The sequence below is a fragment of the Psychrobacillus faecigallinarum genome (assembly GCF_014836595.1).
GTDB lineage: Bacteria > Bacillota > Bacilli > Bacillales_A > Planococcaceae > Psychrobacillus > Psychrobacillus faecigallinarum.
This window is the reverse complement of sequence record NZ_JACSQO010000001.1, coordinates 862,954-874,964: the sequence shown is the minus strand read 5'-3', so window position 1 is coordinate 874,964 and position 12,011 is coordinate 862,954. Positions and strand designations below refer to the sequence as shown.

The window sequence follows — 12,011 nt, the reverse complement described above, 5'->3', positions numbered from 1 at the left end:
CCATTATACGTTTAATCCTGCTCGAATAAAAGCCAGAGGAGTGTAAAAGTGATTCACTAAAATAAAAAGCCTTACCTATGCTGATCATAAGTAAGGATTTTAATCTTTTTTTAATAAGCCTTTTATGTATCGTTTAAGTTCCTTTTCCTCTTTGGAAACGGATTTAATATCCATTACAAGAAGACGAAACTCTTTATAGGATGCAAGTGGGGTAACATATTCCTCCTGAAATGCTTCTATATACTTTGATCGACTTTCACGCGCCTCCAAGCCAGGATTCTTACTTTTAGAAGGCTTATCCTCCAGCATATTTAGAAAATAGTCATTCGAGATCGCATACACCTCTTTAATTTTCATAAGTAAGTCAATGGGAATGGCTAAGTCACCCTTTTCGTATTTAGACAAAACTGAATGGTCAATGCCTATTCTTCTCGCTGCTTCCATTTGAGTAATATCTAATTGTTCTCGATAAGCACGGAGATGCTCGTAAAATGCCATAAAATTACCTCCTTTACAATGCAACAAGAATATCGAAAAGATAGGATTAAACTGTAATAATCGCCAAATTGGAGATATTTATTAAAAGAGCGGTTAAATATAGTATATAAAGCTTATAGGACAATTTACATAAGAAAGGAGTGGGGAGTAGTAGAAAGAATTCAATTGCATATACCTTTTTTATTAGAATCTCTGGACATTTATTCGAAAAATGGATTCAATCATGTCAAGGTAATAGGAGTAAAGGCGCGGAACATAAAATACATTGTGGAAAGTCCTATAAACAATTTAAAGCACATACCGTTAATCGCATCAGAGTACTACAGCATATACGATCTACAGCTTGATTTTGAAAAAAATATGCTTCAATTTTATATTAAAAGCGTGAGAGAAGCATCGAAGGAAGAAATCCTGCAAAGTGTGTTTGAAGCCATTTTAGTAGAATACAGTCCTAAAAAATACGGTTTCTTTACAAGTCCAAGAGAAAAAGGAAGAGCAGAAAGTGCATTGCAATTTAAATAGAAATATTTTAATGGCGAATGCATATTGCGTTCGCTTTTTTGGATTTTAAGAAAGTATATTCTCTTTTTTGATTATTTGTCTATCTTGAAGGGTATTTTCTCATAAGAAAAAAATAGAAAGCTCGACTATAGAACCGGAACTTGGCTCCCTCTCCTATAGTGGAAATTAACTATCATTTATTCTAAGATTCGCTGTTTTAAATTTGAATAGAGAAGCCTATACCTACAAGGATATGAATGCGTTTTTTTGGATAAATACACTACACGAAAAATGTAGAATATGATATACTAATATAAATCAGAAAATTCAAAAAGGACAGGAGGGGATATGGAATGTTACTTGTACAATTAATGAAGCCTTTTTATACTCAGCTCGAGGGAGATAGGATAAAGCTTGTATTTGCCTATCAATACTTTTCCTTGCGCAAGGACGACGAGCTATTTGATTTTATTCCTGTAGAAGGAAAAGAGATAATAGTCAACGCTAACTCGTTACAAGTCGAAAACCTGTCCGAGGTATTTGTCTTTCAAAAAGGAAACCGATTTATACGACTTCCTTTATACCAACTCCTACTAGTCTCTGATATTCATGTGCATTTACAAACAATTATTAATTCAAACAATAATGTAGAAGAATCTAGCTCGATGCTATTGGAAGGAACAAAAGAGATTATTAAACAATTGGAAAAAGAGAATTTTGAACGTATGATAGATTATGCATTACTTCATAAAGACGCAGCACTATTCAAAGAACTACAACAATATAAAGACACATACGGAGGACACCATGTGGACTAATTTTTCAACATAAAAAACACCTTACGAAAAGATTATTTCGAAGGTGTTTTTTATATGAACAAAAAGTTAAAAGGAAGTAAAATAGTAAAGGAAAAAGATAAACGCACTTGAGCCGAGCACCCCAAACAAAATATCCTCCCAACTGAAACCAAATTTAGTCATTTTCATGCCTACCCTCACCTCTTTTCTGTTTAATAGATAAGTCGGAATTAAGTCTATATTAGCTGTAATAAAAAAATAATTTATCTATTGATATTTTTGTGGGATGAGTCGATATAAAGGTTAAATAGATGGGGTGGGGGTGGAGAGATGCTAGGCAAGTGGAATGCGACTGGTTTGAATATTCTTCGTAATATGAATAACCAATGGGCAATTGCTAATCGGTCGATGGAACGGCTTTCTTCTGGCTATCGTATTAACCGTGCAGCGGATGATCCTGCGGGTTTAGCGATTTCTGAAAAGATGCGAGCTCAGATTAGAGGCCTTGGGCAGGCAGCACGTAATATTCAGGATGGTATATCATTGTTGCAGACGGCGGAAGGTGCACTAAATGAAACGCACGCTATTTTGCAACGGATGAGGGAATTGGGTGTGCAGGCGGCTAATGATACGCTGACGGACAATGACCGTGATTTGCTTAATATCGAGTTTGAGGAATTGAAGAAAGAAGTAAATCGAATTTCTAAGGATACTAATTTCAATACAAAGACATTATTGGATGGCACTCAAACCTCCATCAAAATTCAGGCAGGTGCAAACTCAGGGCAATCTATCGAGCTTAACATTGGGAATATGTCTGGTGATAGCATAGGGTTAAAAGATCTCTCGATATCAACAAGAGAGAAAGCAGATGCTGCGATAGCTGGCATGGATGAAGCCATTAAGCAGGTGTCTCGAGAGCGTTCCAAAATGGGTGCCTATACTAATAGGCTGGAGCACGCTTATAATAACGCAGTTAATATGGAAGAGAACTTAACAGCTGCTGAATCTCGCATAAGAGATGCTGATATAGCTAAAGAGATGATGACACTCGCTAAAGCAAATATTTTAATGCAGGCTGGTCAATATGTTTTAAGCTTGCATATACAGCAGGCTCAATCCGTATTACAGCTACTAAAAAGTTAACTCATTCTAACAATCGTGAATTGAAATTTTCACGGTTGTTTTATTTTGCTGAGTAGTTAAATGCATTTATGTTGTAATAAAATTGAATTTTTATATTGCCAAATATATAAACTTTTTAGCATTTCATATTTTTTTAAGTTAAGATAGGTTTATAGCATATGGGAAGTGGGAATTAGTTATGAAGAAAGTCTCTGGATTAACTACATTTTTATTAATAATAGGACTGCTGTTTGCTCCTATTTTAACATTGGCTGCCCCTATTGATGAGGTCAGGCAAGTAATAGAAGAAAATTATAAAGGGGAGCTTCCAACCAATTTAATGGAACTAAGCTCTATTGATGCTATCATCGAGCAGCTCGACCCTTACTCAACCTATTTTACAAAGGAAGAGTTTAAGAGATATACAGACTCTATTAATAATACAACAACAGGTATTGGGGTTGTTATAGAAGAACACGAGATGGGTATCCAAGTAGTGAGCACATTTGAAGGAACTGCAGCAATGGAAGCTGGAATTGAATCAGGAGATATTATTATATCTATAGACGGGACATCGACTGAGAAAATGTCTGTGCAGCAGGCTTCTACCCTGATCACTGGAAAGGCTGATACAAAGGTTAACATAGAAGTTTTGAAATCAACGGGCCAAAAGAAAACATACATATTAACGAGAAAAAACTTTAGTGTCCCGGTAGTTACACACAAGCTTTTAAATGAGGGTGTAGGTTATATTGGTGTCAATTCCTTTTCTGAGGATGGTGCCTCCCTGGTAATTTCGGCAAAGGAGGAGCTAGCGAGGAAAGGTGCAACCTCCTATATTTTAGACCTTCGTAACAATGGCGGAGGTTTTGTTAAAACCGCAGAGGAGCTAATTGGTTTATTTCCGAACAGTCCATACGCGTATATGCTTATGATGAAAAATCAGGTTGGTCTTGTTGAATCTATTCCGCAAAAGGCATTGTTTCCAAAGGATACAAAGGTGCTTGTGAATGGATATAGCGCGAGCGCATCTGAAATGACTGCGGCAGCGCTCTTGGACCAGAAGTCAGCCAAGCTTTATGGTCAAAAGACTTATGGGAAAGGCTCCATGCAATCGTTCTATCCGTTAACGGACGGCTCCTATTTGAAGCTGACAATCGCGGAGTTTGCAGGTCCTAAAGGCAGCTCTGTGAATAAAACCGGAGTGAAGCCTCAAGTAGTTACTGAAGAAGGTATGGAGCTAGAAAAAGCACATTTAGACGCAATTCTTGAAAATTATCAAACATATAAGAAAATGCCGGCCATAAAAAACGTGATGACCAATAAACAATTTACTATTACATTTTCTAAAACGATTCAACTCAATGACAAAGAGAGAGTTGAATTGATTAAATTGGGTGAGACAGAGGGAACTCCAGTCACAATAGAGCAAAAGTCAGCAAAACAATTAAAAGTCATACCAAAAGCAGCATTAGAAAGAGGAGCAGCATACCTCCTACTCATCCACCCAACCTTCCAGTCAAACAAAGACACTAAGATGGAAAAAGGTGCATATGTCGAGGTGACTGTTCAACCATAAAGGGGGAACACCTAGTGTTTTTTGAATTTAGATTTTGGAAATATCTTTTTCATCAACAAGAATTAGCAATGTCATTAAAGGATTCGACCATGCGCGACTTTAAAGGACGCGTATGGTTCGTTGTATTATGCGGGGTGCTTCTGTTTGCACTTCGAGACGTTTGGGGAATGCATACAGAAGGACTTACCTCCCTATTTGCAAAAGGATTTGGAGAAACATATGTGATTGCTAGAATCGTTTCCCTTATAGGAGCTATTCTTTGGTCGCTTATCTATATCGCATTTTATTTTTTCGGGATTTCATACATACTTCATAAACTAACGAACGTAGACTTAGCAAAGATTGCTGTGTTACAGCTTTTTGTAGTGAGTCTGCTGTTAATGGAAAAAGCATTTGTTTTTATTTTATATTCATTAGTTGGATATACAACAGACTTTTCGGTCCTATCATTTGGTCCGATGGCAGCCTTATTTTTAAGCAATAAGTTTTTTATATACTTTTTTAATGAATTAAGCCTAGTTACAGGTTTAATTGTTGCTCTTCAATATCAGTTTCTACGTATCTACACAGACTTGTCGGGTCGTAATCTAATAATTATTTTAATAGCAATCCCGGTAGTGCTGGCTTTGCTAGTTGCAGGGTTCGAGATCCTTCCTATTGAAAAATGGATAGAAGGGGGGCAAGCAGCATGAACAAGTGGCTAGTAATCGGAATTTCTATCATTGTATCTACCTTTGTTGCGGCTAATGCAATTCTACTGTTCTCGGATAAGAGTGAAATTGCGAGATCGTATTATTTAAAGGATCACGAGAGAGTGAACACGAATACATATGCTAAAGAATTAGAGAAAGAATCCGTTGTTGTACCTACAGATGAAATAACCGTGACAGTCGATGCTGAACAAGTAAGTAACATCATGGTAAAAGAAGGAGAAGAAATAGCAGCAGATTCGGAGCTTGCACAATTAAAGCAAGACTCCGCTGAAGAGCAACGAGCGATTTGGGAAACAGAAATACAGGCTTATATGCAGGAGCAAAGCCAGCTGCAACAAATTATTGGAAACCTTGAGTCGGAGAAATCTAGCTCCCAGGGCAGTTACTCTGATACAGACACAACTACTAGCAATGAAGGCAACGACGTCACAGATGTGAATGTGCAAGTGGATGTTCAGCTTAAACAAGACGGAAGCTATGCCCAAGCTATTGCCGCAGCAGAGCAAAAGCTAGCTGATATAGAGCGCCAAATGCAAATCATTAACGCACAGCTCAGTCAGGAGACAGGAGCAGTCTCAGTCCTTAGCCCAATTGCAGGAACCATTGCATCTGTTGAAAATCTAGACGGTAAATACAATATAAACATCTATTCACAGGAGAAGTCGCTACTTACCTTCGTTCCTGAAAAGGAATGGCATGAGTTAGAAAAGGATCAGCCAGTTCGAAACTACTCCTCACATAGTGAAACTGTGGTAGAAGGTGGCATTATAACGAAAAATCAAGTCCCGACTAACAGTTCTCCATGGCTGTCGGCCTACAAGCAATTCGACTCAAAAGCTGAGGAGCCACTATATGGGGTCATGATCCAACCAACTGGAGAGCCGGTAAATCTGCCATTTGCCGCAAATATGAACTCCGTTATTACAACTGCTCAAACAGACAATGCAGTAAAAATAAAATCTGATTGGCTGTTAAACCCTTCAAAGGAAAAAGCAGAGCTCTACATATTAACTGAAGAAGGAAAAATTGCCCGAACAAAAGTAACCATACCCTTCTATCTAGATAACTTTGCTATTCTTTCGGGACTTGAAAGTGGAATGATTGTCCTAGAAAAGGAGCCAAAAACAGATAAGGCACCAGCATTCCTACCATTTCCATTAGAATCACCATCCTGGAACAGTATAAAAGCAGTCAGCTGGAAAGATTATCTTAAATACCTAACGTACAAATAACTATATAGCAGTTAACTAAACAATTAAGAGGATATGATGTTCATTAGGGCATATATTCTCTTTTTTGTATTTTACAGTGTTTTAAAATGGTAGCTCGAAATAGGAAAACAAGGGCGGTCAATTGTAATAAGGAATATATTCAATCTAGTTGTACGCTTTCCACTGAGGGAGCGTTAAGTCATCACAACAGTCGCTTTCGCATCGTGTTCATGACACACACTAGAGTGCTTTATTCGTCTTGTAAAATACTTATAAAGTATTACACGATTTAAAGAAAGTTGCGTATTTGCTAGAAAATATGTAAGCAATGCTTAGCTGAATAAAGATTTGGAGGAAATCACTTGGAAAATGAGAAATGGGAAAAGCAAATGATAGAAGAATACGGCTGGTATATGGATATTATTTACGCTGAAGAATATGACCAAATTCACTCTAATTATCATACTCATGGAGTGAAAGAGAATTTTAATCATATTGATTTTCAAATGGTGCTTAATATTGACCCAGAAGTTGCAAATGGTATTTTCTTCAATTTAATAGAGGACATCCGAAATGGGAAAATATTTGAGGAAGACAAAAAATATTCCGACATCATAGAGGGCTATAGAGTGGAATTTAAACAGTATAGAGAAATGGGACGGGATGTGTTAAGAGTCCTTTTGCCTGATGAAGGTGGAGTGTTGCCAACTGAAGAGAACTGTCACGAATTTTATAAAAGTCAGCTAGATGATTATGATTTTGATAGCGATGTTTAATATGGAAGAACGATAAGTGTTAAAAACACTTACCAACGCTTATGGCAGATGTAGTCATTAATAATAATGACAACTTTTATATAGAGGGTAGAGAGGGTATAACATATTGTTTTATAGTTATGTCTTTTCTTATTTTGTTCCGGCTGGCGAAAACCCGAATACATATAGGATGATTCTCTTAACATATTACCATTATTTCGATATACTAAGGTTTAACCTAAATGAAAGCAAGGCGAATAACTATATGAACCAGTGGAAAATATACGGTATGCTCGTATTTGTAATGTTAATATGGGGAGTTAATCTACCAATGCTGAAGTATTTAATAGCAGAGGTTTCACCGGTAACCCTCACTGCCTTCCGTATTTTGACAGCTGGTATAACAGTATTTCTAATTTTGTGGAAAATGAAATTAATCCGAAAGCCGTCTAAGCAGGAATGGAAGTATATAGCGATTGGGTCACTGACGAACGTAGTGGGTCATCATTATTTTTTAAATATGGGGCTATCGATTACAAGTGGCACGCACGGTGGATTGATTCTTGGAACAGGTCCAATGCTAACAGCTATAGCGGGGGCATTTATCTTAAGATACTTTCCTTCTAAAATACAATGGCTTGGAGTTATTTTTGGGACAATCGGAGTAAGTCTCTCAGTGGCTGGGGGCAGTGATATTGGTAGTTCCGGTCTAGGAGATTTCTTTGTATTTCTTGCTATAATCGCACAGGTAATGAGTTATATGGTCATCAGCAAGGCCGCTAGAACATTGGATCCTAGACTGCTGACAGCTTATATGCTAGTAATTGGTTCGCTAATTCTAATCATAATTAGCTTTATCCAAGAGCCGAATGCGATCACTCAATTTGCAGAAATGGATTTAAAGTTCTGGGCAATTTTCTTCGCCTCTGCAATCTTCAGTACTGCAATTGGTCATATGCTATACAATTATGCAGTCGGCAAAGCAGGAGCAACCAAATCCGCCATTTTTATGAACCTGAACACCGTATTCTCGCTAATCTTCTCTGTCATTTTCTTAGGAGAAGTACTAGGGTGGAATCACCTTGCTAGCCTAATATTCATCATAGCCGGAGTAATCCTCGGTTCAGGAGCAGCAGAAGATCTATGGAAAAAGCATAAAACCAAAAAAGCAGCTACCTGAGGGTAGCTGCTTTTTTGATTACAGCTTTATGTCAGGTGCCTGGCACCCGTAATGTAGTAGTAACAATATTACAAGTGCCAGGCACCTGTAACAAAATAAAAAAGTTAAAAAAATTTTTTAAATCGACCCCCATAAAAAATGTTCATCGTTCGAATAACTAGGTGTCCGCATAAGAAACGCTGGGCAAATTCTATTCGAGGTGATCAAATGCAGAAATGGAAGAAGACTGGAGTAGCTGTATTAGTAGCTACTTTGACAGTATCAGGGGCAGGTTATGCGTGGGCTAGTGGAAATTATGACACGGTCAGCATCAATGATGTATACAAAAACAACAACGAATCAACAGAAACAACTCAAACAACGACAACACCAGAAACAACAAAAGCTGTCGCAGAATCAACAAAAACAACTACTACTGCAACACCAGCAACAAATTTAGATATTCCAGTGGAAGTGTCGACGGAAAAGCTAGTTGGATTGATGAAGGCTTACGAAAATGCTGGCAGCACAGAAGCAAAAGCAGCAATCTTAAACGTGATTAATCGAGTTATTGCAGAGTATGAAACTACTCAAAAAGATATCTATAAAGAGAAAGCGCCAGAGCTTACGGCTGCAATCGATCGATTAATCGTGTTGTTCAAAACTTATCAGCAAGCTCCTAGTGCAGACACAAAAGCAGCAATTATCACACAAGTTAAAGCAGTGATTACTGAGCTTCAAAATTATTTAAATAAACAAGAAGAGCCTAAAGAAGACAAACCTGTCATTGTCCCTCCGGTAAACGATAAACCTAACAAAGACAAGGAACAGGACAAAGCAGAAAAAGAAAAGAAAAAAGCTGAGCTAGAAAAGAAAAAAGCAGAAGAAAAAGCAGCTAAGGAAGCAGCAAAAGCAGAAGCTGAGGCAAAAAGAGCAGCAGAAAAAGCTGCAAAAGAAGCAAAACGCGAAGCTGAAAAAGCAGCGAAGCAAGCGGAAATAGAAGCAGCGAAAAAAGCAAAAGCAGCAGAAATTGCAGCAAAAAAAGCACTACAGGAACAAAAAGTGACTGATAAAAAAGCAGAAAAGCAACATAAGCATCCACATGGGAAAGACGACAAACAACATAATCATAATCATGGCCCAAATCACAACCATGACAAGCACAACAAACATGATAATAACAACAACAAACACAACGACAAAAATGATAGAAATTAATCATATTTCATAATACCGCTTTTCATTTCCCGAATAGACAGCTACAATACAAGTTTATACGGAGCTTATGAGAACGGAGGGTATGTATGCTTTTGTCCATTATTCAGGGCCTATTCAAAACAAAACAGAATAAAAGAAAGCTAGGTTCAGGGACAATAGCTGGCGAAGAGGAGGCAATCAATGACCTCCTTTTAGCCAATACCTCCTTTATAAAGAAGACAGCAGCATATATTTGTAAGCGACCAATCGATGAGCAGGATGAAGAATATAGTATCGCGCTTAATGGCTTTCACGAAGCAGTACTTGCTTACAACCCAAAAGAAAATGCATCACTACAAACACTTGCTCATCTAATCATTAAAAGGCGGCTCGTTGACTTTATTCGAAAAGAAGCTGCCCGTAAGGAAAAGGTGCTCTTACTCCATACTGGGGCATCTGACGAAAGCGTAGACGAGCAACATTTTATATGGAATGAGCAATCGATTGAATCATATACGGAAGAACAATTGACGGAGGCTAGGAGAGAGGAACTGATTCGATACGGAGAGCTGCTTGCGGAATATAATTTATCCTTTAATGAATTAACCGTGGCTGCACCAAAGCATAAGGATGCAAGGAAGACTGCCTTTTTAGTGGCACAAATTATCTCCGAATCAGAGGAACTCTATCAATCCTTTATCAAGCACAAACGGCTTCCGCTCAAAGATATCGAAGCACTGGTTGATGTATCACGCAAAACATTAGAACGGCATCGCAAATACATGATTGCTGTAATATTGTTGCTAAACAGTGACTTCGTTTATATAAAAGATTATGTGAAAGGAGAAATCATATGATGCGCACGTATAGAGGCGTTGTCTGCGAAAAGAAAGACACCTACTATGTCTTTCTTACAGGCGAAGGCGAATTTCTGCGTGGTACCCCATTGGTTGATGACCCAGTGATTGGTGCCGAGGTAGAATTTCAAGTGCTAGAAGCAAGTGCTCCATTTTTACTGACACAAATAAAGCCAAAGATTCTAGCACCAGTGCTTGTAGCGGCAGTTGTTCTCATTTTCTTTGTCGCATCATTGATTCCTCAGCAAAACAGTGCTTATGCGTATGTACAACTTGAAGGGGAAAGGGCTGTCGAAATCGGTGTAGATGAGGAAGGGAAGGTATTTTCTCTCCGTTCCTTAGATGACGACACCCCCCTCGACGTTACAGGGTGGGAGGATCTAACGCTAGCTGCTGTCTTAGTCCACGCAGTGAAGCATGTAGGAGCCAAACAGGATGAACTTGTAATCACCACAGTGTATGAGAAAGAAGCTAACCCAGAAGTGAAATCTCAGGTAGAACAAGCGGTGAAGGAAGTACAGGCTGTACAAACAGAGCAAAAAGTGGATGTGAAGGAAAGCTCTACAGAGGAACGTAAAAGAGCGAACGAAGAAAAAACCTCCATTCAAAAGTACAAACAAAAAGAACAAAAGCCAGTGAAAGAAAACAAAACAGGCAAAGAACAACAAAGCAACACAAGTGTAGATAAACCAAATAACACAAGTGTAGATCAACCAAATAACTCAGTCGTAAAACCAGTCGTTCCATCTCATGCTCCAGCTGCTACTGACAAGCGGGAGAAGGAGAAAAAGGAACAACCGAACAAAGATATAAAAGAACAAAAAAATAAATCTCATAATCCCGAAAACAAACCGAACCCTAACCAGTCGAAAGAAAAGAAAGAATATCAAAACAAACATCAACAACCCCAGTCTAATAAACATGATCAGCCAAAAGGCAAGGATCAGAATAACCGAAATAATAATTCGCAGAATAACAAGCCAGACGGCAATAATGGCAATAAAGGTAACAATAATAAAGACAACCATCATGGTAACCAAAAAGATAATAATAATGAGAACAAACAACAACATGAGCATAGATAAAAAAGAAGACCCAGAAATTTTTCTGGGTCTTCTTCTCTTTTTATGACAATGATTGATTATTACAAGTGCCTGGCACCTGTAATAATCGTTTTGTGATAATAATAAGATGTTTTTCATATATATCCATGATGGTTTGGCAAAAATAGAATAGGCTTGAGCTATATTCTCCTTGAACATAAGACATTATGTTCAAGGAGATTTTTGTTGGAAAAATTATGGATTTGACCATTGTTTTAAAGGTTAATAAAAATATTTTTCCTAAAAAGGTAATATACTTTGAATTTGAACATATATTAATTCTAGTCCAAACGATATAGGATATTTTTCATGAGCATCATTTTTTAGATTGAATTAAGTGCTTGAGGATATAATTCGAACTTTTTCGTTAGAAAGAGAGACAAATTCATGTTTTAACAAAATATATTTAAGAAAGATATTAGAGAAAGAAAGCTGAAATCTTCTTACATGAAAGGAGCGACTGTTAAAAAGTATGTAATTATAACAACAACAACAATAGAAAAATACTTTCATCAA

Annotated in this window: 12 protein-coding genes; 11 read left to right on the top strand and 1 reads right to left on the bottom strand. The window is 37.5% G+C overall.

Going from position 1 to position 12,011, the window contains the following annotated elements; translation table 11 throughout:
• Positions 1 to 99 precede the first annotated feature (99 nt).
• Positions 100 to 498, bottom strand: a complete 399-nt coding sequence (locus H9650_RS04215; RefSeq protein WP_191696646.1) for a helix-turn-helix domain-containing protein — start codon at positions 496 to 498, stop codon at positions 100 to 102.
• 165 nt (positions 499 to 663) lie between these two features.
• Here H9650_RS04215 and H9650_RS04210 point away from each other — a divergent pair, with 165 nt between their 5' ends.
• From H9650_RS04210 to H9650_RS04160, 11 genes are all read left to right on the top strand, one after another.
• Entirely contained in the window at positions 664 to 1,020 is a 357-nt protein-coding gene (locus tag H9650_RS04210; protein WP_191696645.1) for a hypothetical protein, read from the top strand.
• A 332-nt stretch (positions 1,021 to 1,352) separates the two neighbouring features.
• Positions 1,353 to 1,817: a transcriptional regulator gene (locus tag H9650_RS04205; protein ID WP_144540466.1), complete on the top strand. Its 465-nt coding sequence runs from the start codon at positions 1,353 to 1,355 to the stop codon at positions 1,815 to 1,817.
• A 309-nt stretch (positions 1,818 to 2,126) separates the two neighbouring features.
• Positions 2,127 to 2,942, top strand: a complete 816-nt coding sequence (locus H9650_RS04200) for a flagellin N-terminal helical domain-containing protein (RefSeq protein ID WP_154312350.1) — start codon at positions 2,127 to 2,129, stop codon at positions 2,940 to 2,942.
• A 178-nt stretch (positions 2,943 to 3,120) separates the two neighbouring features.
• Positions 3,121 to 4,500: a S41 family peptidase gene (locus tag H9650_RS04195; protein WP_191696644.1), complete on the top strand. Its 1,380-nt coding sequence runs from the start codon at positions 3,121 to 3,123 to the stop codon at positions 4,498 to 4,500.
• 14 nt (positions 4,501 to 4,514) lie between these two features.
• Positions 4,515 to 5,192 carry a hypothetical protein gene (locus H9650_RS04190; RefSeq protein WP_144540459.1) on the top strand — a complete coding sequence of 226 codons (678 nt, stop codon included), beginning with the start codon at positions 4,515 to 4,517 and terminating at the stop codon, positions 5,190 to 5,192.
• On the top strand, positions 5,189 to 6,445 hold the full coding sequence (locus tag H9650_RS04185; protein ID WP_191696643.1) for an efflux RND transporter periplasmic adaptor subunit: 1,257 nt from the start codon (positions 5,189 to 5,191) through the stop codon (positions 6,443 to 6,445). Before H9650_RS04190 ends, H9650_RS04185 begins: the two co-directional genes overlap by 4 nt.
• A gap of 341 nt (positions 6,446 to 6,786) precedes the next feature.
• On the top strand, positions 6,787 to 7,200 hold the full coding sequence (locus tag H9650_RS04180) for a DUF4262 domain-containing protein (protein ID WP_225215888.1): 414 nt from the start codon (positions 6,787 to 6,789) through the stop codon (positions 7,198 to 7,200).
• 244 nt (positions 7,201 to 7,444) lie between these two features.
• Positions 7,445 to 8,359, top strand: a complete 915-nt coding sequence (locus H9650_RS04175; protein ID WP_191696642.1) for a DMT family transporter — start codon at positions 7,445 to 7,447, stop codon at positions 8,357 to 8,359.
• 207 nt (positions 8,360 to 8,566) lie between these two features.
• Positions 8,567 to 9,556: a hypothetical protein gene (locus H9650_RS04170; RefSeq protein ID WP_191696641.1), complete on the top strand. Its 990-nt coding sequence runs from the start codon at positions 8,567 to 8,569 to the stop codon at positions 9,554 to 9,556.
• An 86-nt stretch (positions 9,557 to 9,642) separates the two neighbouring features.
• The gene (gene sigI, locus H9650_RS04165; protein ID WP_191696640.1) at positions 9,643 to 10,392 is read left to right on the top strand and encodes an RNA polymerase sigma-I factor; all 750 of its coding nucleotides are present in this window, start codon (positions 9,643 to 9,645) and stop codon (positions 10,390 to 10,392) included.
• Complete coding sequence (locus H9650_RS04160; protein ID WP_191696639.1) at positions 10,389 to 11,477, top strand: anti-sigma factor domain-containing protein; 1,089 nt, start codon at positions 10,389 to 10,391, stop codon at positions 11,475 to 11,477. Before sigI ends, H9650_RS04160 begins: the two co-directional genes overlap by 4 nt.
• Positions 11,478 to 12,011 lie beyond the last annotated feature (534 nt).